We start from the raw sequence: 25,829 nt of genomic DNA on the forward strand, positions 1-25,829 counted from the left end.
ACCATTAAGTTTTTTACCGGATTGAAGTGCCTTAACTGCATCTTCGAAGTTGAATTGATTTGTCATGTGTCATTCCTGTTTTTATCAGTTTACTGAAATGACACAGATTTTTGAACACTACCTTATTTCCATCGCAGAATCATATGCATCACGTTCAACATCGAACTCTTGGTTAAAGTGATAAAACAACGCAATACTATGTTGCGGTAATTCTATAAAAATATACTCACTTGTTTGATGAAAGAAATGGAAACTCTCATTCGTAGTTTTAAAAGTAACAAGTGAGTTCAATTGATTTACTCTACTTTTAACACCTAACTTCTTAAGACTGTTACGAAATAATGTAAAAATCTTACTAGGTGAATCATCCATTCTTTGCATAATGCTTACTGGGAAATCAGCCAAATATGGGATATAAGCACCGCCTTTAGGCTTTTTAAGTTTACGCCTTAAATCAAGAGCGTTAAATTTATAATCAATGAACTCGAGCCATAGAATTATTTTTGACTTTTCGTCATTTGAAAAATGCTGCTCTGATAAATCTTTATGGCGAAATAATAGTTCTAAATTACGCTCCAATGCGCCCATTAGATATGAATTACAATGAGAGCATGCTGGTAAGGTAGTTTTACTATAACTTTGGCTTAAACCATTTATGCCTGTGACAAAGTTCTTGTTTTGATTATTCTCAAATGTCCATTTGGGAATTACATGCTCTTTAGTCAGGTCTTTACCTGTTGCACATAAAATGCAAATAGAAGCGCTATGATCTTCAAGAAGCGTATCAATGACTGTTTTACTTTTAGTTCGAACTATCTTTCGTAATTCAACAAGCCTTCGATTTACCACTACAACCTCGAATTCATATAGCAGCGTTTTACCAAGATTAGCGATAAACACTTTCACAAAAGTGGACGTAATCATGTCAATACGAATTAAAATTTATAAAAGTATTATTAACCTACTAACTTATGATGAGGATGACAACAAAAATTAGTCACTCCCATTGCGAGAATTTACTTAATCGAGAATCAACATTTTTATTATACGAGAACAAGGTAAGTAAATATGTTTAAAGTCAATAAGTTAATTTGTTATCACTGCCCTACTACTATTATGACTGAAACAAAAAGCGGTAGCGCAAGATAGCCTCGCGCTAAGAAAAGTTAACTTACTACTTTATAGTATGCTCAAACGCACCTACGTCACCTGGAAATACCACGGGTGATTCAATACCGTCTTTATTCACTGCGGCGACACCAAAGTAATAATTATCGATAACTACATTTTTGAGCGTTGCTTCGCTTACATCACCTACATAACGGCTAAACTGCCATTGTGGCTCGCTGGTATAACGCCAGTAAATTCTGTAGCCAACGGTGGTTGTATCAGTGTTTCTTTGCCACTTTAATGTTGTACTTGGTTTTACCGCACCTGATATTTCCACTCCATTAGGCGGGGCTGGTGCCCAAGCCATTGCGGCTAAACTCACTGCATTAAGTGAGGTGAGTTTTGCGGTGTAGTCAAAATCTACGCCGTCGATAGTATCGCCATAAACAATGCCGTCTTCAGTGCGTAAATCTTGGTGTTGATGATTATAGTTTTCGTTGGTTTCCATTACCCTGACGGCAGCATACCCCATATCATTGAAGGGTCTATGGTGGCCACCACGGGCAAAACGGTCGAGCCTATAAACCAACATAGTATCTAAATTTGGGATGTATCTGTCTGCAATGGTATCAATATAACGCGCCAGGTTGCGGCTTGCTGAGTCAACTTCACCCCCAGTGAACCGACGTTTATGGGCTTGCTCTTTGGTTTCAATAACGCGTGTACCTTCAGAGAAAATACGGGCTGTTGTATTATCTGTAACCCCATTAATACCCGTGATATTGCCAATCATGTCGTTATTCAATACGCCATGAACTTGCCAACCTTGTTGCTGGGCATGGTTTGCGAGTATTTTTCCCCCAAACAAACCCTGCTCTTCACCTGAAAGCGCAGCATAAACAATGGAACCATTAAATTTATAGTTTGATAACACACGAGCAACTTCAATCACTCCTGCCACACCGGTTGCATTATCATTCGCCCCTGGTGAATCACTAGTAAAATCCATCACATCACTCACACGTGAATCTATATCGCCAGACATCATTACCATGCGGTTAGGCTCATCTACACCACGCTGAATAGCGATAATATTTACCACTTCAACTGGGTCTGGAATGCGTTTTTCGCCAGAGATTGTATCTTTTACTTCAATGACTTCTAGGCAGCCACCACATTGTTTAGATATTGCCTCGAACTCGGCTTTTATCCAACGTCTCGCGGCGCCAATGCCACGAGTATTTGATTGGGTTTCAGACAGTGTATGGCGCGTACCAAAATCCACCAGCGTTTGAACGTCACTTTCGAGGCGCTTTGGCGATACGGCTGCTGCAATTTTATGGAGTTGACCTTGATCTTGATATTTAAGCTGTGCGGCAAATGTTGAGTGGGATAAAAAAAAGCTGCTGACAAGGAGTGTTGAGTTTAATGCCGCTTTTTTTAAATAAATTTTTTTAGCCATAATTGATGCTCTTTATTATTTTATGTATTTAATGAGTTGATGAACCCACATTACGTGAGCAAATAAATGTAGCAAAGGGATTTGAGATAAGTGCCTTAATTATCCGCTAAAGAGCAACAAATAAAACATGACATGCCCAATAACTGCATATTGGGCACTTTATCGTGATTATTACACAACACCTTGTTCTATCATGGCATCTGCAACACGTCTAAATGCGGCTATATTTGCACCAAGCACCAAATTACCCGGTTCACCAAATTCACTGGCTGTGCTACTTGCTGTGTCGAAAATGTTTTTCATTATTTGCTGTAACTTGGCATCAACCTCTTCGAAGGTCCACGTTTGCATGCTTGCGTTTTGGGCCATCTCTAACTGACTGGTTGCAACCCCTCCCGCATTAGCTGCTTTTCCAGGGCCATAAGCTATTTTTGCAGCTAAGAATACATTGATAGCATCTTGTGTAGATGGCATGTTTGCACCCTCGCTAACTAAAATACAGCCATTTGTTACAAGTGCTTGAGCATCCGCGTGGGTTAGCTCATTTTGCGTAGCACAAGGGAAAGCAGCATCAGCACTAAAGCGCCAAACCGCATGGCCATCCTCGGGGTATTCATTTCTGGGAATAAATCGCGCATCAGTGTGGGTATCTAAGTAGCTCGATAAGCTGCCTCTACTCCCTTCTTTAATATTTTTTATTAGTGCTAGATCTATACCTGTTTCATGGTAAAGGGTACCACCTGAGTCGCTGCAACTAATTGGTGTCGCACCTAATTGATAAAGTTTTTCCATAGCGTAAATCGCCACATTGCCAGCACCAGACACTAAACAGCGCTTACCTTGTAATGAATCATTACACTCTTGCAGCATATAATTAGCAAAATAAACAGCGCCGTAGCCTGTTGCTTCTTTACGTACTAGTGAGCCGCCCCAGGCTAAGCTTTTTCCTGTAAATGCGCCGTCATAGCGACCAGTTAAGCGTTTATATTGGCCAAACATATAGCCAATTTCACGAGCACCTACACCAATATCCCCTGCGGGCACATCGGTAGTTGGGCCTATATGGCGATATAATTCATTTATAAATGATTGACAGAAACGCATAATTTCGCCGTCAGAACGACCTTTAGGATCAAAGTTCGCCCCACCTTTCCCGCCACCAATTGGTAAACCAGTTAAAGCATTTTTAAAAATTTGCTCAAAGCCTAAAAATTTTATAATGCTGGCATTAACACTAGGGTGAAAACGTAAACCACCTTTATAAGGCCCTAGAGAGGAGTTAAATTCAATGCGGTAGCCCTTATTAACATGTATCTTGCCTTGATCGTCCACCCAAGGAACCCTAAACATAAGTTGTCGTTCAGGCTCGACTAAGCGTTCAATAATGGCATTGGTTTGATATTCTGGTGTGTTTTCTAAAATTGGCTCAAGTGATTCAAGCACTTCTTCGACTGCTTGATAAAATTCACATTGCGCTGGGCTGGTGTTTTTAAGTTGTGCAATTGTACTATGGATATAATTCATATTTATTCTTCCGTGGTAAGTTATCAAATATTAAAATAGACGTGGTCAAGTTTAAAGCTCATGGTTAGGTTGCCCCTATAAATGGTTTTCTTTCATAACCATACCACGATTTTTAAAAAGCCAAATCATTACCAACGTGAATTTTTTTGAACTTACGCGCTAAACAGAGATTATACATTGTGAATATGTAGCTAGTATTTTTACATATTTAATGGGAAGTCATGACCTTCATGGTCAACGTTCATAGCTAAGATGTAGGCTCAGCTATGAACATAATTATTGTAAAATGAGAGCGCATATTAAATCCTTTTAATATGTTAGAAAATTAGTTCCCGAGTACTTTTGCTGGATCAACGCGGGTTGCTTGCCATGCTGGGTAGATAGTTGCGAGCACTGCTAATATAAAAGTCACGATAACGGTAATAACGATATCCTGCCAAACTAATTTACTTGGTAAAAACTCAATAAAATAAACGCCTTCGAGTGGGTTAGCACCGGATAATTGGCTCAGCCAAGTAAATAAGCTACTAATGTTCAGCGCTAAAAAAACACCAATAAAACATCCCAATACAACACCTACAAATGCCTGGGTGAGACCTTGCATAACAAAGGTTGCTAATATTGTGCTATCTTTTGCCCCCATCGTTTTTAAAATAGCAATATTGGCCTGCTTTTCACGAACTTCCATCACTAACGATGAGACAATATTAAAGCTAGCAACGGCAATAATTAAAAACACCACAATATAAACAATGGTACGCACCATTTGAATGTCTTGGTACAAACTGCCTTGGGTTCTAAACCAACTGGAGATATAAACATAATCAGGAATGGTTTGTCCCACCCTAAGCGCTATCTGGTGAGCATAAAATACATCATTCACCTGTAAGCGTAATCCGGTCACTTGCTGCGGGCTGTAGCCGAGTAAAGATTGCGCCTTCGCTAAATGAATAAATGCCGCTGTGCTATCTATTGGCCCCCCCATTTTTACAATACCTGCTAAGGTTAACGTAACGCGCTTTGGCGCTAATATATCACTGCCAGTTTGGTTCACTTGAGGAATTAATAAAGTGACTAAATCACCTTGCTGTAATTGTAATTGTTTAACAACTTGCGCACCTAATATAACTTCATCCAAGCTTAATTGGCTGATTAACTTCCCTTGAGTGTATTGGTTAATTGAAGAAACGTTTTTTTCAAGCTCGGGGCTAACACCACGTACTTCAACCGCTTTTAAATCACTTTTATACTGGGCCATACCATTTACACTAATAAACGGAGCTGCACCAGTGACACCTGGTTGCTTAGCCAAGTTAGCAACTTTACTGGGCCATTGTTCTATGGGTCTATTAGGTGCTACATATTCAACTTGAGGCACCACACTTAACAAACGGTGCACTAATTGCTGCTCAAATCCATTGATCACAGATAAAGCAACAATCAATACAGCAACACCAAGTAAAATACCTATCGTAGAGGCTTTAGCAATAAAACTGACAAAACCGTTTTGACCTTCTTTAGACCCTGAATGCGCTCTAAAACGTTTACTTAAAAATGCACTAAGCAACATGATTGCTCTCTTTGATGGCTATTTTACCTTCGTCTAAATACGCTATTTTGCCAAGCTTATCAGCTAACTCTAAATCATGCGTTACAACAACAAAACTGGTATTTAGGCTGCCATTAAGCTCTTTAATTAAATCATAAATTTTAACTGCGTTTTGTTTATCAAGGTTTCCCGTAGGTTCATCAGCGAGTACTAAGGCAGGTTGTGTAACCAACGCACGCGCAATGGCAACGCGCTGCCTTTCACCACCTGATAATGCAGACGGCTTATGTAAACTACGATGAGAGAGCCCTACTTTATCAAGCATTGCCAAGGCTTGGGTGTTAGCGTCTTTTGCACTCAATCCTTTAATTAATAGCGGCATTGCTACATTTTCAACGGCGTTAAATTCCATTAATAAATGATGAAACTGATAAATAAAGCCTAAGTTTTCATTTCTAAATTTGGCTTGCTCTTTTCTCGATAAGTCAGCGACTTGTTGCCCTTTGATTTTTGCTACGCCATCACTTTGACTATCCAAAGTGCCCAATATATGTAAAAGCGTGCTTTTACCAGAGCCTGAGCTACCCACTATTGCCAGCATTTCACCTTGGTGTAATGTTAAGTCTACCCCCTTTAATACATCAACTTGGTTCTCACCATCTTGATAGGATTTACTCAATTTTTCACACTGGATAACTAAATCATTCATAACGCAATACCTCTGCGGGGCTTACTTTAGCGGCTTTTTTTGCCGGATATAAGGTAGCTAAAAAACTCATCGCGATGCTTCCCAGCGCAATTAAAACTAAACTTGTGACATCGAATTTGACCGGTAGACGAATCCCCGTCAACACATTCAAACCAACAGCTGACAACACTTCATTAATATTGGCACTCAGTAATAAACCAAGTGCTGCACCAATGCTTGTGCCAATTACACCATTGTACAAACCTTGAATCATAAAAACCTGTTGTACTTGGTTTGGAGTAAGCCCGAGTGTTTGTAAAATGGCGACTTCACTTTGTTTTTCGCTCACCATCATTGTTAATGCTGACACTATATTAAATACGGCAACCAGAACGATCAACGCCAATAAAATAGACATAATGCGCTTTTCCATAGCAACCGCTGCAAATAATGTCCCTTGTGATTGTCGCCAGTCTGTTAATTGAAAATCTGAAAACAAGTTTGTACTGGCCTTAAAGTCATCAACTAAAAACGGGTCTTGTAATGAAATACTTAAATTAGGCGCAACATTACTTGATTGCTTTAATACCCGCTGTAGTGACTCACCACTGGTAAAAGCAAGCCCCATATCAATTTCTGATCCAGTTTCGTAGATTGCAGCAACGGTAAATAAACGCTGGCTAGGCACGCGCCCAAGAGGAGTGTAAGTTGAAGCACCTGGCATAATCACTCGTACTTTATCGCCTAAACCAATTCCGAGTTTACGGGTTAAATAGCGGCTAACAGCAATGTTATAGCGCGTGGCCAGCACTTTATCCCACTCACCTTGCACTATTTTATCGCTAATTTTATAAAGCGAGGCATTATCATCATATAGCCCTTGTAATAGCACCCCATGTAAATCTTTGTTAGTTTGCAATATGGCTTCGCCATGACGATAAAGGCTGGCATGCTTGACATAATTTGACGAGACCACATTATTTTGTAGTGTCTGCATTTGCTGTTGAGTTTTATTATTTGCAGAGACTTCAACATGAGGAATTAAACCGAGCATATTCGATTTTAAATTATCCTCAAAGCCATTCATGACTGAGCTGACGGTATAAAGTGCCATCAAACCAATGGCAATGCCTGCAATGGAGAAAAACGAAATAAACGAAATAAACGCGTTCCCTTTCGAGGAGCGGCTATATCTAAGTCCAATAAATAGACTAACTGGTTGAAACATAATTAATTATGGTCACATCTTAGGCCAAATAAGTTGCCATACTAGCATATTTTTGTTTTAAATTGGTATTAGGGAAAGTGTAAAAAACAATTATAAATCTGATACTTGAACATAGCATTAATCAAATTATTAAAAGTCGGTTAATTTAAGCTCGCAACTAAATGATCCAATAAGGCTTTTACATTGGTTGCAACAAATTGCCGAGGTGGGTACACCCCCCAAACCCCTTCAGGCTTTGATTGATTATTGGTTAATATAGGTACTAAATTTCCGTTCGCTAAGTCATCTTCTATGTAGTAATTAGGCAGTTGCACTATTCCTAGGCCCTTTTTAGCAGCGTCAGCTAACGCCCAACCACTATTGCATTGTAACCGCCCTGCTATTTTAATATGTTTATCTTTTGCTTGTTCACACACTCGCCAGTAGCTACTGTTACCGATTAAACATTGATGTTGCTGTAATTCAGCGAGCGTGTGCGGTTCACCATAACGGGTTAAATAGTCGGGTGAACAACAAATAACAAAATGACGTGCACTTAATCGACGTGCTTTAAGGCTTGAGTCTTTTAAGTGACCAAGGCGAATGGCTAAATCAAAGCCTCCTTCTATCAAGTTTTCTTGTTGGTTACTTAATGCCATTACAATTTCAACATCAGGGTGTTGTTGCATAAAACTATGAACTGCTGGCATAACAAATGTTTCACCGTACATTACAGGAGCAGTCAGTTTAATTTTTCCTTTTGGAGTATTTTGCTGCTGTGCAAGTAATGCTGTTGCATCGTCCATTGCATGCTGTAAATGCTTTATTTGATGTAAAAAAGTCTCGCCTTCTTTGGTCAACACTACTTTACGGGTAGTGCGTGTTAATAACTGTGTGTTTAATCGTTGCTCAAGAGCCGTGACTTGACGACTAATGTGAGCAACAGACACATTTAAAGTCTCTGCTGCACGCGTAAAGCTGCCCTCTTCGCCCACTGCAATAAATTCATCAATTCCTAACCAACGGTTCATTATTACCATACTGTAAAAGTGTTTTAGTAAAATTGAGATTAACATTGTTTGAGAAACAAATAAAATAACGTTATTGTTTTTACCGTTACTAACAAATAAGCGAGTCATTATGTCAGAATTTATAAAATCAAAAGCCGCCATCGCTTGGGGCCCTAAACAACCACTGTCTATTGAAGAAGTGGATGTAATGATGCCCAAAAAAGGCGAAGTTATGGTTAAAATTACTGCAACCGGTGTTTGCCATACCGATGCTTTTACTCTGTCAGGTGAAGATCCTGAAGGTATTTTCCCTGCAATTTTAGGTCATGAAGGCGCCGGTGTTGTTTATGCTGTAGGTGAAGGCGTCACAAGTGTTGAGGTTGGTGATCATGTAATTCCACTTTACACTGCTGAATGTGGCGTGTGTAAAATGTGTACTTCTGGTAAAACTAACTTATGTTCAGCAGTGCGCGAAACACAAGGCAAAGGTTTAATGCCTGATGGTACTACCCGCTTTTATAAAGATGGCCAGCCAATTTATCATTACATGGGCACATCAACATTCTCTGAATACACTGTGTTACCTGAAATCTCGCTCGCTAAAGTAAACAAAGAAGCGCCACTTGAAGAAGTATGCTTATTGGGCTGTGGTGTCACGACAGGCATGGGCGCTGTAACTAAAACAGCAAAAGTTCAAGCTGGGGATACTGTTGCTATATTTGGTTTAGGCGGTATTGGTCTATCAGCTATTATCGGTGCAAAAATGGCTGGTGCAGGTCGTATTATTGGTATTGATATTAATACTTCAAAGTTTGAATTAGCGACAAAACTGGGCGCGACAGATTTAATCAATCCAAAAGACTTCGATAAGCCAATACAAGAAGTGATCGTTGAGATGACTGACGGTGGTGTTGATTTCTCTTTTGAGTGCATAGGTAACGTAGATGTTATGCGCTCTGCTCTTGAATGTTGCCATAAAGGCTGGGGGGAATCTGTGATCATCGGTGTGGCAGGTGCCGGCCAAGAAATTTCAACTCGCCCATTCCAGTTAGTAACTGGTCGTGTTTGGCGTGGTAGTGCGTTCGGTGGTGTGAAAGGCCGTTCAGAATTACCTGAAATTGTAGAGCGATATATGGCTGGTGAGTTTGCACTAAATGACTTTATCACCCATACCATGGAGCTTGAAGGTATTAATGAAGCATTCGATTTAATGCACGAAGGCAAAAGTATTCGTACAGTAATTCATTATTAATATTTCTGATTAATACAAGCCATGAGTCTTATTTCATGGCTTTTTAGCGAGGACGCTATGTTAGATAATTTAACAACGGTCAAAGTAAGTGATGGTTGGCATAAACAATACAGCCACACCTCAACCAGTACCCATTGTAAAATGCGCTTTGCGGTATTTTTACCTCCCGGTGCAAGCCAAACAAATAAGGTCCCTGTACTTTATTGGTTATCTGGCTTAACTTGCACCGATGAAAACTTTATGCAAAAAGCTGGGGCATTTAAAAAAGCTGCTGAGCTTGGTATTGCCATAGTAGCACCCGATACCAGCCCCCGTGGTGAGAATGTGCCTGACGAAGACAGCTACGACTTCGGCCAAGGTGCTGGCTTTTACGTTAATGCAACCCAAGCCCCTTACAATACACATTACAATATGTATGACTATGTAGTACATGAGCTACCAGCACTGATTGAGCAACACTTTCCTGTATCTGATAAAAAAGCCATTAGCGGGCATTCAATGGGCGGACATGGCGCATTAATGATTGCACTGCGCAACCCAGATACCTACACCAGTGCATCGGCGTTCAGCCCTATTACTAACCCTATGGCATGCCCGTGGGGTGAAAAAGCGTTTAGTCATTATTTAGGCAATGATAAATCGACTTGGGCACAATACGACACTTGTGCGCTAATGCAGCAAGCAAAATCCGATGATTTTGTGCCTATGCGCGTTGATCAAGGTGAAGCAGATAATTTTTTGCTTGAACAGTTAAAAATCGAAAACTTATTTCAACAAGTGAATGAAAAAGACTACCCTGCAGAAATCAATATGCATGCAGGTTATGATCATAGCTATTTTTTCATAAGTAGCTTTATAGACGAACACCTATTATTTCATCAACAGTATCTGCTTGATTAGTTAATTCAGTATCTGTGGGGGCATATGCATCTACTTCCTCACAGATTTTTACTGACTTTGATACCTGCGTACATACAACCTCTGGCTTTGTACCTTGTTGAACCAACCCCACTAAATAGCTATCAACAGCTAAACCTAAATCTGTAAACGACAAAGTATTAACACCTGATGTTGGTTGCTTAATTTTTGGTGTTTCACTTGGATGTGATAGCGCTAGGTCTGCATAATAACTTTTATCTGCTTTGGTATAAATTGTACTGTCAACAACAAACCCAGCTACGGTACAGCCGCTCAAGGTGAAAACCAGACATATTTTACAAATAATAAGTTTGTGCATTTTATTCTTCCCTTCCACACCCAATTAAAAATTAATAAAGCGATCCTATAACGTTGGTAAATTATAGCCGTGTTCATTTAAAAGGTATTAGTCAAAGTTTGTAATAAACTGTATGAAAGGAACACTTTGGATGTAATATTTTCCCATTGACGCTCCTCTTAATTATCCCCTTAAATAACAACCTATTGATTTATTTGATTTTAAAATTGGATTGCTATTTGCTTGTTATGTCTAATTATTAATTTTTGGAGTACAAAAATGGAATTAGACTTACAATGGAATGAAATAGTTAAAAATCTTATTCAACTTGGCATTGCATATATGCTTTCATTGCCAATGGCTTTTGATCGAGAACGCTCAAATCATGGTGCTGGACTAAGGACATTTCCTTTAGTAGCGGTTGCATCTTGTGGTTATGCGCTCGTTGGCATGTCTGTACTAACGAATTCCGAAGCTGAATCAAAAGTACTCGAAGGAATAATTACCGGTATAGGTTTTATTGGTGGTGGCGCAATTTTAAAAAATAAAAATTCTACATACGGCACAGCCACAGCAGCAAGTATTTGGAATATGGGCTTAATCGGTATTGCTGTTGCATTTAGCCGTTATGAAATTGCAGTATTAATGGCTATAATTAATTTTGTAACATTGAGATATGTAAAACGATTTAAACCAGCAGTAAAAGAGTAAGAGCTATATCAGCTCTTACTCATAAACACTATTGCATTGACTCAGCTTGGCTGGCCATAAACTCGTTAAATGTGCCGTGGAAATTAACCACTTTTTTATCGCGTATATCAATAATGCGAGTAGCAAGTGATGATACAAACTCACGGTCATGGCTGACAAATATCAACGTACCTTCAAAGTCTTTCAAGGCATTATTTAGCGCTTCAATGGCTTCCATATCCATGTGGTTGGTTGGCTCATCCATCACTAATACGTTTACATCTTGCATCATCAGCTTACCAAACAATAAACGATTCTTTTCACCACCAGAGCAGTTTTTAGCTTTCTTATTGGCATCATCCGCTGTAAATAACAAGCGACCTAACATACCACGTACCATAAGGTCGTTATGCTTAGCTGTACGCCATTGCGACATCCAATCAAATAGTGTTAAATCGTTGTCAAAGTCTTTGCTGCTGTCCTGTGGGCAATAGCCAATTGATGCATTCTCTGACCATTTGATAACACCATGGTTTGGCTCTAATTCATTGACTAAACAACGAATGAAAGTCGACTTACCCACACCATTCTCACCAATAATGGCTAATTTTGAACCAGCTTCTAAAATAAGCTCGCCACCTTCAAACAAAACTTCGCCATCAAAACCATGACCAAATTCTTCAAGGATCAATGCTTGGCGATGCATTTTCTTGCCTTCATCAAAATACAAAGAAGGTGCCATACGGCTTGATGATTTAACTTCATCAAGGCTAATTTTATCCATTTTTTTAGCTCGAGAGCTTGCTTGCTTTGCTTTAGAAGCATTTGCGCCAAAGCGGTTTACGAAATCTTGCAATTCATCGATTTCTGATTGTTTCTTGGCGTTACCGGCAAGTAGTTGCTCTCGTATGAGTGTTGACGCTTCAATATATTTTTCATAATTACCCGGATAGATACGTAATTCGCCATAATCTATATCCGCCATATGGGTACATACTGCATTTAAAAAGTAACGGTCATGGGAGATGATAATCATGGTGCATTTACGTTGGTTTAACTCATGCTCTAACCAATTAATGGTATGTATATCCAAGTTATTGGTTGGCTCATCAAGTAATAGAATGTCTGGGTTTGCAAACAACGCTTGAGCAAGTAACACACGTAATTTCCAACCTGGCGCCACTTGTGACATTAAACCAAAATGAAACTCTTCTTCAATACCTGCTTTTAATAAAATATCACCTGCGCGGCTTTCTGCACTGTAGCCATCCATTTCAGCAAAAATGCTTTCAAGTTCGGCCACTTTCATGCCCTCTTCTTCACTCATTTCAGGCAGAGAATAAATACGATCTCGTTCTTGCTTTACTTTCCAAAGCTCAACGTCACCCATGATTACAGTGTCTACTACTGAATATTGCTCAAAAGCGAATTGGTCTTGGCTCAAATTACCCACTTTTAGCCCTGGGGTAATTGAAACATTACCCGATGTCGGGGTAAGTGCGCCGCTGAGGATTTTCATAAACGTTGATTTACCGCAGCCGTTTGCCCCTATTAGGCCATAACGATTCCCGTTACCAAATTTAGCGGAAATGTTTTCAAATAAAGGTTCGGCACCAAACTGCATGGTGATATTAGCGGTTGAGATCAAGATGAATTCCTAAGCAAATAAGGGCAAGTAAACTCACCCATTGATGGGGAGTTAGTACAGGCAATAACACAATATAAAGAGGCCGCGAATTATACAGCCCACACACCTTACAGTCGAGCTTTGTAAGCTGACCTAATCAATATACAGTGATTTAGTTGGATTTTGATGACAATCAAACAGCAGCCTGATGTCTTCATTAAGGACTCGCCCTATTGAAAGTTCGGGTAAATTGTCTAAAGGAAAAAAGTCGATGTCTGAAACTTCAATATTTATTTTTGCTTCCCCTCCTATAAAGTCACATAAAAAGAATAGCTTATAAATATGTTGAATTGAAACTGGCTGATAAGGATGAAGCGCTCGGTCTTTTAATGCAATTAAACGCGGGTTACTGACATGATAGCCAGACTCTTCAAGTACCTCTCGAATAATCCCCGCGCTTGGTGCCTCATTCACATCAGCCCAACCACCAGGCAAAGACCAGCAGTTATCTGTACGTTCACGCACGAGTAAAATTTTATTATCTTTGATCACCCCTGCACGTAAGTCGACTTTTGGTGTTGGGTAACCGTGTTCATTAATAAATAAGTTAGCTACTTTTTCGACTGGTTGCTCAGCCAAGCTAGCAATCATTTTATAGCTTAAATCTTGTAATTGCTCGTAACGCTCCATGTCGTAGTCATCTTTTGTATATGCTTTCCCTGTTTGACTGATAGCCTGAATTTGTTTTGCCCATGCAAGCCAATTTTGCATCATAACCTCCTGCTCGCTTTTTGTTAGTAATAACATCCTAAAACGAAAAAAGCGAAGGCTATGCCTTCGCTTTTTATAAAACAGAGCATTTAAGCGAGTTTATCAGAAGCTACCTTATAAGTAGGATCTTCAATAACATTCACTTCTACCAGGTCACGCGCTTTATGCAATAACTGTGTGCAGTCTTTGCTTAAATGACGTAAATGTAGTTGTTTACCTGCTTTTGTGTACTTATCAGCAAGGGTATCTATTGCTTCAATCGCACTGTGATCGGCAACACGACTGTATTTAAATTCGATGATCACATCTTTAGGGTCGTTTTTAACATCAAATAACTCAGCAAAGCTTTTAACTGAACCGAAAAATAATGGACCATGTAATTCGTAAACCTTTGCACCGTCTTGGTCTATATAATTAGTGGTATAGATATGCTTAGCGTGTTGCCATGCAAACACTAAAGCAGATACGATTACACCGACACACACCGCGATTGCTAAATCTGTCACCACAGTCACGCCAGACACTAATACAATAACAAACGCATCAGATTTTGGTACGCGCTTCATCATTTTAAAGCTTGCCCATTCAAACGTGCCAAGTACTACCATAAACATCACACCAACAAGCGCAGCAAGTGGGATCATTTCAATTAAGCCTGCGGCGAAAATGATAAAGCCCAATAACATTAATGCAGCAGTGATGCCCGAAAGACGAGAACGGCCACCTGAATTAATATTGATCATAGATTGGCCAATCATCGCACAACCCCCCATTGCACCAAAGAAGCCACACGTTACATTAGCTGCGCCTTGACCGATACATTCTTTATTACTTTGACCACGAGTTTCGGTTATTTCATCAATTAAACTTAGTGTTAGTAGTGATTCGATTAAACCAATTGCCGCTAAGATTAGAGCATAAGGGAAGATAATCTTAAACGTTTCAAAAGTAAAAGGCACCATAGGAACGTGAAACTCAGGTAAGCCACCAGCAATGGTTGCTGCGCTATCACCTGTCATATCTTTTAAGAAGTCGAGCACGGTACGTGCTTCAAGGTCTAAACCGATGACAATAAGGGTTACTGTTACTATCGCTACCAAGGTTGATGGTACCGCTGTAGTCAACTTCGGCAAAAAGTGAATGATAGCCATGGTGAGTGCTACAAGCCCAAGCATGATCATCATCGGCTCACCAGTCATCCATTGCATAGTGCCATCAGGTCCTGGGGACTTAAACTGACCAAGTTGCGCTAAGAATATGACAATTGCTAGACCGTTTACAAACCCCAGCATTACTGGGTGCGGTACCATACGAATAAATTTACCTAATTTGAAAATACCGGCGAGTATTTGCAGTATCCCCATCAACAGTACCGTAGCAAATAGATATTCAACCCCGTGGTCTAATACTAAACTTACCATTACAACAGCTAGCGCACCTGTTGCACCGGAGATCATACCTGGGCGACCACCAAAAATAGCTGTAATTAAACCAACTATAAATGCAGCATACAAACCAACCAATGGTTCTACGTTTGCAACAAATGCAAAAGCAACAGCTTCAGGTACCAGGGCAAGCGCCACCGTTAAACCTGATAAAATATCATTTTTAGCAGAGCTTGGCGCTTTGCTGAGTAAGTTAAACATTGAGTTCCTCGTGGGTGTAGGGATCAAAAAAAGCGCTGAATTCTATCAAATTAAGCAAAAGTTAACAATTGGTTATTGTAAATGCACTATTGAGTATAGTGCATTTGAAATGGAATGATTTTTCTATTTGATTAAAGCAATAATTTTATAGAGGGAGTGAAGTACTGCGCTTTACACACGTCATGGTAACGTTTGAATGAACTTCTTGCACAAACTCAAGATTTAATAGGTTATCACGAACAAATTGCTCATAACCTTCGATACCCTTTGAGATAATACGCAACATAAAGTCCATAGTACCAGCCATGCTGTAGCACTCTGTGACTTCATCGTAACTCAAAATAAGGCGCTCGAATTCAGCTAAATTAGTTCTACCATGATTCGATAAACGTACATGGGCATAAACTAGCATATCAAAACCGAGCTTTTTCTCATCGAGTAAAGCTACTTTACCCTTGATGTAACCATCTTGCTCTAGCTTGGCTATTCGACGCCAACATGGTGACTGAGAAAGCCCAACTTTATCTGCGATGTCTGCGGTTGAAAGGCTTGCGTCTTGCTGTAACAGTGCCAATATTTGGCGGTCAACTTGATTTAGAGACATTTTATTTCTTTATTATTTTACTAAATTGATTAAATTATACATCGCTTTATCGGCTGCGTCTTGTGTTTTTATGCATTTTTTATGCGTAACTAACCAAGCTTACCACTTATAAATGGATTCGATATGCGTTCTGCTGCAACTGTAGTATCGGGTCCATGGCCTGATAAAATTCGCGTTTCATCAGGAAGTGTTAACACTTGTTCTTTGATAGAGTTCAACAATTGTGCGGCATCGCCCTTTGGAAAATCTGTTCGCCCTACTGAACCTTTAAATATTACATCACCAACCAGCACAACTTCAGGTTAGCTTCGTAAAAAATAATGTGTCCAGGTGTATGACCTGGGCAATGGCGCACTGTGAAATTTAAATCACCAATTTTATACATATCGCCCGCTTCTAACCAGGCATCAGGGTAAAACGGCGCTATCGGTTTAAAGCCAAACATTTGTGCTTGCATAGGCAGCGCATCAAACCAGAATAGCTCATCTTTTTGGGGACCGATTATTTTGATATTAAAGTGTTCAGCTAACTGTTTTGCTGCACCAACATGATCAAGGTGCCCATGCGTTAATAAAATACTTTTAACTTCTACAGGTCGTTTTTCAAGCTCAGCGATAATTTCCTCTGCATCACCACCGGGGTCAACGACCACAGCTTGGCGAGTTCGCTTACAAATAATAATGCGGCAATTTTGTGAAAAAGCGGTTACTGGGAGCGTTATAATATCCATTATTTATTTCTTATCGTTCAATTTAGTGTTAAACGCCATAAGTACTGGGTATTTTAGATACGCTTGATCATAGAATGGCGTTTTTTGATAAAGCCAATTTAAACGCGCTTGCGCATCTTTTGCAAACTTTGCGTCTTCACGAATTTTTTTATCAAACTCTAATGCAAGTGCTGGCTTATCTTTAAGCATCTGTCTGGCATAAGGTGCTAATGCGTAATTTTCCATGTATTCAGTGCGTTGAAAAATAGAATTGAACTCACCCCAAGCAAAAAACGAATCGGGCGCTTCAGGGTGTAATAAGTGGGTAGCTAATTCGCCAAGTGGTTGCGCGGTTATTACTTTAGACCAACCAGTCACAACCTTTTCATTGAGTGGTTGGTAGTCAAATTCAGCCGTTACTCTAAAGCGCCCTTCAAATGGGGTTTTATCGAATTCATGCTTAGTAACCGCAGCCACTTTCAAACTAGTTATGGCCGCTGTTTCAGTAACCGGTTGTACTTTAATACCATGAAGTTTTAGTTTTTTAACTATTTCAGGGTAAGCGGGTGGTATATAAAAAGCTTTGGGTACGGTTACGGTTTTCTGTACATCTTTTTGCCAATAGATAGGCAATGCCGAATAGTGCTGTTTTTCACCTAAATACTTAACTTCCACCTGACCACTTAAAGCACTTTCACTGCGGCTATACTTTATACCCTTAAACTCAAGGGTGTCAGGGTCTTTGGCATAACCTCGCTTTACAATAAGTTGGCTAGGTAAAAATGCTTGCTCTTTAGCGACAGCCTCTGTCAGCTGTTTGTGATTTTCAGATAAAGCTGTAATTGCACCATCTAAAAATACGTAAGTACCAAGAACCCGCTGTTTGTAGAGCTTAAGAGAGTGATTTTCTACTAAAATACTTGGTAATGAACGCAAGTCCCCCCAACCATTTGAATAACGTGGGGTTGCAACCCAGCCAGCAAGGCCTTTTTTGAATTCACGTTTGTCCATTACAAACACTAAAGGTCCTGGGATATGCCCTTGTTGTGCTAACTTTTCATCAATCACTGGTTTAAAGTATTGATCAAGCGCATGCGACACACTAGGTGATTCACTGGAAAAAACAGGGTTGTACCCATATGTCACGTCATATTGATAATCTGCACCATCAGTCACATGCACATCAACATATAGATCTGGGGCATATTGATTTATTACCTTCATTACACCACGCACACCAGGGGTGTCTAATTTAGTGTAATCACGATTTAAATTTAAGTTATTGGCGTTTGTTCTGAACCCCATTTCAACCGGACCACGTTGGTTTATGCGGTTATATTGGCTACGTCGTTCATGGCCATCAACATTTAAAATTGGAATAAATAAAATATTAACTTTACTTAGAATATCGCGGCGTTTTCCCGTTGCGATGTCTCTAAGTAGCATGAAAGTTGCATCTTTGCCGTCGATTTCCCCGGCATGAATGCCTGCTTGAATAAAAATAGTTGGCTTTGCACTATGACTAATTTGCGCCGCTGAAAAATCACCATCTTCGCTAGCAATGAGCATTTTAATTGCACGCCCTGCATTACTTGTCGCAATAGTTTGAACTTGAAATTGAGTTGGATTAGCCGCAACTAATCGCTCAACAAAGGCCATAGTTTGCTTATAATCTGGCGAGTTTAACCCATCACTCAGTTCAAAATCAGTCGTTAACGGGCCTTCGCTTTGCATTAATTCTAAACTTTGCCCTTGCCATGGCAAAAGTGGAGGCAAGTGGCTGTCTAATGTAACGGTGGCACTTAACAATAATAAACTGGCGATCATAGGATTCTCAAACATTAGCCTTTGTAATTACATGAAATTATAACAAGGATATATTAAGGGTCGCGTAAACTGCGGTGATTCAACAAAAAAATGCAGCCAATGACATAGTGGAAGTTTTAGACATGAAAAAAGGCGCTGTAAAAGCGCCTTGCCACTCAAGAATGTGCTTAAAACATATCTTGATAAGGATTCGTTTGACTCAAAGCAATGGCTTTTTCAAAACCAGGAATTTGCATCTTTTGTTCTGAGATAACAATGTCGTTTTCATCAATCATGCCATCACCAAAACGGTAAATAAGCTCATAATTACCCAAGTCTGCTTGTTGTTGATAGTCAACCTGAGCAACTTTAACAACTTGATGTAATTGCTGATAATTTTTAATCGCTACCTCACCATGACGATTTTGCAACATACGCATCGTCACTGATGGAGATAACACGGTTGCAGTCGCATTGTTACCACCAAAGCCTTTAGAGTTGATAAATGCGATATCCATTTCCCCACAGTTATAGTGTTCTGTACGAATATCTAAACGTTCACTGTGCACGTCATCGGCTACTTTATCTATGGTTGTGATGCCTGGCATAACATGATGTGTAAAGACGCCAAGTGCCATCGCTAATTGATCGCCACTCGCGGGTGCAATTGTATGGCCTACGTAGGCTTTTGGCGCGGCTACTTTCCAGCTATCAATAGCAAAGGTTTGTGCTAAACGGTGGTATATAAGTGACTCTGTTACGCGATTTTGCGGTGTACTTGAACCATGCGCAAGAATAAAGCTTCGTTCTTGTACTGCTTCTTGACCTAAAATACTCGATGCTAAAGCAACTGATTTTGCCATAGTAATATAATTACCAGGGCCTGGTGCGGTAATTGACTTTTTAACACCATCGGCATTTACATAAACATCTGGCACGGCACCCATAATGTCAGCACCTAACTCAAGAGCAAGCGCATCATCCATTAATATCGCGACTTGTGCACCCTCACCAATTGTAAAACCACAGTTTTCACCAAAAGGACGACTAGTTCGACGATGATCAACCACATCGGTGTTATCTAATCGTTTTAACCCTTCTTCATTGGCTAATGCGCCCATATTGCCGAAGCCTTCGATGATCTCAGGGGTAATTGCACATTCAGACGATGCAACCACGGCAACGCGTGTGCGCCCTGCTTGAATATCATTAACTGCAGCACGTAAGTTATATAAAAATGTGGCACAAGCTCCCGATGTAGTAAACGTTGTTCCCACATTACCTGTGACGTACGCATTTATAAAATCAGTCGACATGGTATTTAAACCCAGTGCCAACTGCTTAGTACTAACACGTTCACCTTGTTGGCGAGAGCGAATTAAACCACCAAAGCCTTCATCGTTCACTTGCCCAGCCACAGACGCTGAATAGGTACCAATTTGATCTGGTTGAACACTATTCATGATATATTGCCAATCAAGGCCTGTAGAGCGAATCGCATCTGTTGCAGCAAAAATAGTGGCTTGTAAACCACGCGGTTGATAACGGCTATTGTACATTATTGATGGATCAAAACCCGTTGGGAACTGACCTGCTGCTTTTATTGGGTTATCACGCGTACTGGCATGCTTTATGTCCAACTCAGCCGCAATGGTTACTTTTACTTTTTTACCTTCTAGTTCCTCTACTTGCCAGTTGGCGGGTATAGGTTGAGGTAAATCACGTGCACGTGTTTCAAAGACAATTTTTTCATCATTTGAAACGCTCAATGTCATTTTTTGCTGCCAGGGTGTTGCGTCAACATCAAAATGATTTTTTTCAATTTTACGGATTAAGGTGCCAGCAATAATTTGCTCACCAAAACGTGTTTCGATGGCTGATTTTTCTACTGGCTCACCTTCTTTATCTACTAATTGACCTTGCTCTAATTTAACAAGGTTCATTAGTGTTGCTAAGCCTAAAAATGTTTCTTGTCGTGCTTTAGCATCTAAACTGTCTAACACGATACGACGATATCCTTGATGAAATGAGGTTCGGCCTGCGGCGTTAATTCCGCCCATACCGACAATAACGGGTAATGCTGTCATAATTTACCTTGGGAAAACGTGTTAATGAATATAACTGCAGTTTAGATGGATTCAACAAATGCAATTGTGCTTTAATAGCCAAATATCAGGCTTTTAATGCCAAAACTAACTGGTCGGAGCAATTAAGTGGACAAACAAGAAGCCATCACACCATTAAAAATTAGTTTATTGGTGTATCAGCATTTATTAATTACCAGTTTAACTCTGCCAATTGAAATGCTCAGAGCGGGTGAAGCATTCGCTAAAAGTCACTTGGATAAAAACCTATTTCGACCATTAGAGATTTATCTCGTTGCAGAGAGTCAAAAGCCGATAAAAAATAGAACCGGTCTAGCTATCATTCCAGATTGCACCGCCAGCAATGCACCGAAAAGTGACTTAATTATCGTCCCTGGTATTTGGCGAAATCCTCGTCCTGTAGTTCATGCTAACAATGCACTGGTCAACTGGCTTAATCAAAGCTGGCAAAGTAACAGTCAAATTATCGGCGTGGGCACGGGAAATTGTTTATTAGCACAAGCAAAACTATTAGATGGCCACCCCGCGACAACTCACTGGCATTACGCTGAACAATTTAAACGTGATTACCCTAAGGTACTACTGAAGCCTGACTTTTTCATTACTCAGTCTGAACGTTTATATAGTGTTGCAAGTTTGAATGCCCTTGCCGATGTAATTGTGCACATTATTAGTCAATATTATGGGCAACAAGCTGCGCAACATGTTGAGCGTAATTTTTCTCATGAAATTAGGAAGCCTTATGAAGATCAACGCTACCTTGAAGGCGCAGTTGATAAACACCCTGATGAACTGATTGCGCAAATACAGTTTTGGCTCAAAAACAACTTAGGTGGGGAACATACTTTAACTGAAGTCGCTGAATTATTTGGTCTAAGTTATCGTACCTTCACGCGTCGATTTCGCCATGCTACAAATCAAAGCCCTGTTGAGTATTGGCAACAACTTCGGGTGCAATCAGCCAAGGAGCTTTTAGCTTCATCTAATTTATCAATCCAAGAAGTGGCATTAGAGGTTGGCTATAACGATCAAGGGCACTTAACGCGCGTATTTAAAAAATATTTATCGCAAACACCCACAGCTTATCGCACTATTGTTAGACGTAAGTTATTTGGTTAAACAAAGTTACATAAGCACAATTAATCTTTTGGTTCTGCTGATTTAGTCTGACGATAATAACGTTTTGAATAAATCTTTACTTGGCGATGTACTCCTTTACTTAAGCTTTTAAACTGAGCTTCGAGCACGTCTACACCATATAAAATACCGACCACTAAAACAGACAACTTAATAGCAGCACCGAGATGCTGTGTCGCGATCATAACCCCTATTGATGCCAGTACCCAGATGGTTGCAGCCGAAGTCACTCCAACAACAGCCCCATCCTTAGCGAGCATAACTCCCGCCCCTAAAAAGCCAATACCTGTGATTATTTGACCAACTACACGAGAATGATCAATCACATCACCATGGAGCATAAATGCTGATGCCAAAAATAGATAAGTTCCCAGTATTATTAATACTGAAGTACGTATACCTACAGGTTTGCCTCTTAACTGCCGCTCGACACCAATTAACGCACCACAAAAAGCCGCTGTGCCTATTGCACTCCACGAATATGGGCTTACATCTAACAATTCATACAAAGTCACTTCATTATCCTTTAAAACTCAAAGCAATGGCCGTTTTCAGCCGGTTAGACCCAAAAGCAGCCATCTTTGAAAAATCAGCCCGGGCAATTGGCACATGTTGGCAATCTATCGCTAACTGTTTGTCAATTTCACAAAATGGATCGTGCACATATAAACAATGTTCATCTAAATGCGTTACACACACCCAATGAGGTGATTTTTTACCATCAAATTGATAAGTACTTACCAATAATAATACCGCCATTTTTGCAGCCAACCAGCACTCGATATGTTCCAATGATAAATCTTGATATTTCACATTAAGTTGTTGATTAATTGCCTCTATAACAAACTGATTATGGACTGTATGCAAAATAGCTTTTTTATTCTCACTCCTAACCCCATCAATAAATAAACTATCACGGGTATTAAGTAACACATCAGCATTGAATCCACGTTTTAGTGCAGCCAACGCCAATCCTAATGGGTGGCAACCGCCATGGCCTGAGGTCATGAATATAGTTGTTGCTTCACGCCAAATAGCCAACTCGTTAACTTGACTTAACTGCGACTTATTTAGTGATGACATGGCCATCATTAACGCTGCTGGGCCACAAGTAAACTCGGTTGTTTGCTGATACCAAGGCGTTTGTCGCGTAAATGCGAGTTCATGGGTGCTGCGAATGTTTTTTTGCATTCGTAACGCATCACTATGATCGTGATAATAGTCACTGTACTGACCAAATACCCGATAACCATGCTTTTCATAAAGGCCAATAGCGGCTATGTTATTTACCGCCACTTCTAAGCGCATAAACACACGACCACGTTCAGCACTTACTCGTTCAAGTGCAATTAACAGCTTTTGAGCGACTCCTTTGCTCTGCAGATGTGGCATAACAGCCAATGAATATAATCGTGCTAAACGCGTGCCTTTATGGCACCACACTAAACCGTATCCAATTATCTGGTTGTGAAGCTGTGCAACCAATAAAATGCCATGTTTAGCACTTATCCAACGTTTTAAGCTGCGCGCACTTAATCTATCTTGACTGAAGCTTTGTTGTTCTATTTCAAGCAATGCAATTAAATCATTCCCAGTGGCAACTCGTAGTACCACATCAACAGTGACCATTAACCTCGCCCTCTTGCTTCAAGGCGTTGTTTAAATTCATCCATAATGATCATATACAGTTCATCACCCAAATAGGCATCTTCAACTTTATGGTCAATACTGGGGTTATCATTAACTTCAAGGACATACGCTAAGCCTTCATGCTCTTTAACATCCACGCCGTATAACCCTTTGCCGACTGTTTTACAGGCCTTTAACGCTGCATCTAATACTGCTTTTGGTAATTCAAACGTGGGGAGTGTTTCAAAGCCACCAGAGAAAAACCGTTTCGAGTCATGGTTGTATATTTGCCAATGATTACGTGCCATCAGGTATCGACAGGCATAAATAGCACGACCATTTAACACACCTACCCGCCAATCGTAATCGGTATACATATATTCTTGTGCTAACACTAATGCACTAAACTCAAACAACTCTGCTAACTTTAACGACAGTTCTGCCCTATCACTTACCTTAAACACCCCTTTAGAAAATGAACCTTCAGGCATCTTTAATACCAATGGGTAAGTAAATGTCTGCTCTAAATGTTCAATTGATTCTGCCGTTAGATCTGCCAGAACAACCGTTTTTAGGCTAGGTACTTTTTGATAATTGAATGCATCATGTAAGTACACCTTGTTACAGCAGCGTAAAATGGACTCTGCATCATCAATCACCACGAGCCCTGCGTTTTGCGCTTTAATTGCAAGACGATACGTTGGATGATCAATCGCGGTGGTTTGACGAATAAATAACGCGTCAAACTGTGCAATATTTGAAATTTCATCCGCGCTAAGCACTTGAGCATAAATTCCCTGCTTAGCTGCTGCTTTGATAAAACGCGATATAGCTTCTTTATCACTCGGTGGTACTTTTTCATTATGATCAACTAAAATGGCCATATCCCACCGATAACGTCGCTGCATGTCATTAATTCGCCACTGCGTTTGTGTAAACTCTGTGAGCTCAGCAATGAACCTTTTATACTGTTGCTGTGTTAAAGAAGATAACGAACCTTGCTGTAAAGTACTTCTATCATCAATATATAAAATCGGTGTTGGATACTGTTTAAATAATTCTTTTGCGGGTTTTTCTTGTAATGCACTAGCTACTTTTCCAAAGTACACAACATTTGTTAAACCTGCATGGCCTTTGGGTAAAGCTTGTCCAGAACGTAACGCATTAATTGTTTTTACACTGGGTAATACTTGGTGTTTACGCGCCTCTGCCAGTAATGAGCAATAATACCCTTTACTTAAATATTGGCTTGAATCACACAAATTAATAATGCGTGTTTTTGCTTCGTTATGTTTTGGATAATCTCGCAAATAAGTATTGAAGGTAATCACGTTTTCAAATGATTGAGCAAGTGATTGCTCATTGTTATCAACCACAATTAAGGTTTTAAACACGACTTTTCCTAAAGTAAGTCAAAAATAATAATGCATAAATAGAAACACCCATACTGCTAAGTGATGGGTATAAACGCGGTCACTTAACAGGATGGGTGCTTTAGCATAAGCTACAGGTGATTTATAAATGCTTTTTGATTATTTGACTAACGAATAATTTTTAGCGTCAGGATAAGGAAAATTTATCTATAGGATTTGTTCAATAAAAAGTAGTTGTGTTTTATCAGCCATGGTAAAACTAAACTCATCCTCTTTTTGTTTATTGATTAACAAAGTGCCTAGTGGCGATTGTGGTGTTAAAACGTAAATTAATTGATCTTTAATAGTCACGCTCAAACCACCTGATAATGGACCAATAAAATACCACTTTAAGCGCTCAGCTTCATCACTTACACACACTAAAGACCCTATTGATACTTTATTAGCAGACGGCTCTTTAAATACTTTTTCAAATTCAAGAAGACTCAGGTGACAGTCATTCACACGTTCGGCTTGCCCTTGTGCTAAATAAGCAGCTTCAAGACCTAGTGTATCGTATTTATTTTCTGCAATGTTTTCTTCATGAGTTGCGGCATCATGAGCCGTTTTCGCTGCTGCTTGCGCTGTCGCTAATTGTGCTTCAAGCGCAAATCGTAAATGTTCAATAACGTGAGCTTTAATCATAGGTTGTTATTTTAAATACCAGTAATGAAG

At 39.8% G+C, this 25,829-nt stretch carries 22 protein-coding genes and 1 pseudogene; 4 read left to right on the forward strand and 19 right to left on the reverse strand.

The genetic code is table 11. The annotated features are described in order from the left end of the window. Window positions 1-117: 117 nt before the first annotated feature. The 7 genes from AAEU30_RS15285 to AAEU30_RS15315 form a co-directional block, all read right to left on the reverse strand. On the reverse strand, window positions 118-924 hold the full coding sequence (locus tag AAEU30_RS15285; protein ID WP_421961225.1) for a hypothetical protein: 807 nt from the start codon (window positions 922-924) through the stop codon (window positions 118-120). 250 nt (window positions 925-1,174) lie between these two features. Continuing rightward, window positions 1,175-2,572: a M28 family peptidase gene (locus AAEU30_RS15290; RefSeq protein ID WP_421961226.1), complete on the reverse strand. Its 1,398-nt coding sequence runs from the start codon at window positions 2,570-2,572 to the stop codon at window positions 1,175-1,177. A 171-nt stretch (window positions 2,573-2,743) separates the two neighbouring features. Continuing rightward, a complete protein-coding gene (gdhA, locus tag AAEU30_RS15295) occupies window positions 2,744-4,096 on the reverse strand; it encodes an NADP-specific glutamate dehydrogenase (protein ID WP_421961227.1) in 1,353 nt (450 codons plus the stop codon). 325 nt (window positions 4,097-4,421) lie between these two features. After that, complete coding sequence (locus AAEU30_RS15300) at window positions 4,422-5,666, reverse strand: lipoprotein-releasing ABC transporter permease subunit (RefSeq protein ID WP_421961228.1); 1,245 nt, start codon at window positions 5,664-5,666, stop codon at window positions 4,422-4,424. Next, entirely contained in the window at window positions 5,656-6,354 is a 699-nt protein-coding gene (gene lolD / locus AAEU30_RS15305) for a lipoprotein-releasing ABC transporter ATP-binding protein LolD (protein ID WP_421961229.1), read from the reverse strand. The genes AAEU30_RS15300 and lolD overlap by 11 nt, the downstream gene beginning before the upstream one ends. Next, on the reverse strand, window positions 6,347-7,561 hold the full coding sequence (locus AAEU30_RS15310) for a lipoprotein-releasing ABC transporter permease subunit (RefSeq protein ID WP_421961230.1): 1,215 nt from the start codon (window positions 7,559-7,561) through the stop codon (window positions 6,347-6,349). The genes lolD and AAEU30_RS15310 overlap by 8 nt, the downstream gene beginning before the upstream one ends. Before the next feature lie 140 nt (window positions 7,562-7,701). Beyond that, window positions 7,702-8,571 (reverse strand): LysR family transcriptional regulator, encoded by an 870-nt coding sequence (locus tag AAEU30_RS15315; protein ID WP_421961231.1) that lies wholly within the window; start codon window positions 8,569-8,571, stop codon window positions 7,702-7,704. Between the two features lie 109 nt (window positions 8,572-8,680). Here AAEU30_RS15315 and AAEU30_RS15320 point away from each other — a divergent pair, with 109 nt between their 5' ends. Together AAEU30_RS15320 and fghA are read left to right on the forward strand one after the other, a co-directional pair. Then, on the forward strand, window positions 8,681-9,802 hold the full coding sequence (locus AAEU30_RS15320; RefSeq protein ID WP_421961232.1) for an S-(hydroxymethyl)glutathione dehydrogenase/class III alcohol dehydrogenase: 1,122 nt from the start codon (window positions 8,681-8,683) through the stop codon (window positions 9,800-9,802). A gap of 57 nt (window positions 9,803-9,859) precedes the next feature. Then, window positions 9,860-10,702, forward strand: coding sequence for an S-formylglutathione hydrolase (fghA, locus tag AAEU30_RS15325; RefSeq protein ID WP_421961233.1), 843 nt, complete (start codon window positions 9,860-9,862; stop codon window positions 10,700-10,702). Here the strand turns inward: fghA and AAEU30_RS15330 are convergent. After that, complete coding sequence (locus tag AAEU30_RS15330; RefSeq protein ID WP_421961234.1) at window positions 10,656-11,039, reverse strand: hypothetical protein; 384 nt, start codon at window positions 11,037-11,039, stop codon at window positions 10,656-10,658. The genes fghA and AAEU30_RS15330 overlap by 47 nt on opposite strands. Window positions 11,040-11,297: 258 nt before the next feature. On the opposite strand from AAEU30_RS15330, the gene AAEU30_RS15335 reads away from it, so the two are divergent. Continuing rightward, complete coding sequence (locus tag AAEU30_RS15335; RefSeq protein WP_421961235.1) at window positions 11,298-11,729, forward strand: MgtC/SapB family protein; 432 nt, start codon at window positions 11,298-11,300, stop codon at window positions 11,727-11,729. A 28-nt stretch (window positions 11,730-11,757) separates the two neighbouring features. Here AAEU30_RS15335 and AAEU30_RS15340 read toward each other — a convergent pair whose 3' ends face one another. The 7 genes and pseudogenes from AAEU30_RS15340 to AAEU30_RS15370 all read right to left on the reverse strand — a co-directional run bounded on the left by AAEU30_RS15340 (window position 11,758) and on the right by AAEU30_RS15370 (window position 20,958). After that, the gene (locus AAEU30_RS15340) at window positions 11,758-13,356 is read right to left on the reverse strand and encodes an ABC-F family ATPase (protein WP_421961236.1); all 1,599 of its coding nucleotides are present in this window, start codon (window positions 13,354-13,356) and stop codon (window positions 11,758-11,760) included. A gap of 132 nt (window positions 13,357-13,488) precedes the next feature. Continuing rightward, window positions 13,489-14,109 (reverse strand): NUDIX hydrolase, encoded by a 621-nt coding sequence (locus AAEU30_RS15345; RefSeq protein WP_421961237.1) that lies wholly within the window; start codon window positions 14,107-14,109, stop codon window positions 13,489-13,491. A gap of 86 nt (window positions 14,110-14,195) precedes the next feature. After that, window positions 14,196-15,752 (reverse strand): SulP family inorganic anion transporter, encoded by a 1,557-nt coding sequence (locus tag AAEU30_RS15350; protein ID WP_421961238.1) that lies wholly within the window; start codon window positions 15,750-15,752, stop codon window positions 14,196-14,198. A gap of 145 nt (window positions 15,753-15,897) precedes the next feature. Then, the gene (locus AAEU30_RS15355; RefSeq protein WP_058558840.1) at window positions 15,898-16,356 is read right to left on the reverse strand and encodes an Lrp/AsnC family transcriptional regulator; all 459 of its coding nucleotides are present in this window, start codon (window positions 16,354-16,356) and stop codon (window positions 15,898-15,900) included. Window positions 16,357-16,445: 89 nt separating this feature from the next. Next, window positions 16,446-17,086 (reverse strand): annotated as a pseudogene (locus AAEU30_RS15360) (MBL fold metallo-hydrolase). Between the two features lie 3 nt (window positions 17,087-17,089). After that, window positions 17,090-18,892 (reverse strand): M14 family metallopeptidase, encoded by a 1,803-nt coding sequence (locus AAEU30_RS15365; RefSeq protein WP_421961239.1) that lies wholly within the window; start codon window positions 18,890-18,892, stop codon window positions 17,090-17,092. Window positions 18,893-19,059: 167 nt separating this feature from the next. Further along, complete coding sequence (locus tag AAEU30_RS15370) at window positions 19,060-20,958, reverse strand: beta-ketoacyl synthase (RefSeq protein WP_421961240.1); 1,899 nt, start codon at window positions 20,956-20,958, stop codon at window positions 19,060-19,062. Window positions 20,959-21,084: 126 nt separating this feature from the next. Here AAEU30_RS15370 and AAEU30_RS15375 point away from each other — a divergent pair, with 126 nt between their 5' ends. Then, window positions 21,085-22,095 (forward strand): GlxA family transcriptional regulator, encoded by a 1,011-nt coding sequence (locus tag AAEU30_RS15375; protein ID WP_421961241.1) that lies wholly within the window; start codon window positions 21,085-21,087, stop codon window positions 22,093-22,095. A 20-nt stretch (window positions 22,096-22,115) separates the two neighbouring features. On the opposite strand, the gene AAEU30_RS15380 is transcribed toward AAEU30_RS15375, so the two are convergent. The 4 genes from AAEU30_RS15380 to AAEU30_RS15395 all read right to left on the reverse strand — a co-directional run bounded on the left by AAEU30_RS15380 (window position 22,116) and on the right by AAEU30_RS15395 (window position 25,799). Then, a complete protein-coding gene (locus tag AAEU30_RS15380; RefSeq protein WP_421961242.1) occupies window positions 22,116-22,628 on the reverse strand; it encodes an MgtC/SapB family protein in 513 nt (170 codons plus the stop codon). 4 nt (window positions 22,629-22,632) lie between these two features. Next, window positions 22,633-23,742 (reverse strand): GNAT family N-acetyltransferase/peptidase C39 family protein, encoded by a 1,110-nt coding sequence (locus tag AAEU30_RS15385; RefSeq protein ID WP_421961243.1) that lies wholly within the window; start codon window positions 23,740-23,742, stop codon window positions 22,633-22,635. Further along, entirely contained in the window at window positions 23,742-25,136 is a 1,395-nt protein-coding gene (locus AAEU30_RS15390) for a RimK family ATP-grasp domain-containing protein (protein ID WP_421961244.1), read from the reverse strand. Before AAEU30_RS15390 ends, AAEU30_RS15385 begins: the two co-directional genes overlap by 1 nt. Window positions 25,137-25,322: 186 nt before the next feature. Continuing rightward, complete coding sequence (locus AAEU30_RS15395) at window positions 25,323-25,799, reverse strand: transcription elongation factor GreAB (RefSeq protein ID WP_421961245.1); 477 nt, start codon at window positions 25,797-25,799, stop codon at window positions 25,323-25,325. Window positions 25,800-25,829 lie beyond the last annotated feature (30 nt).

Source organism: Pseudoalteromonas mucoides (genome assembly GCF_049257175.1).
Taxonomy (GTDB): Bacteria; Pseudomonadota; Gammaproteobacteria; order Enterobacterales; family Alteromonadaceae; genus Pseudoalteromonas.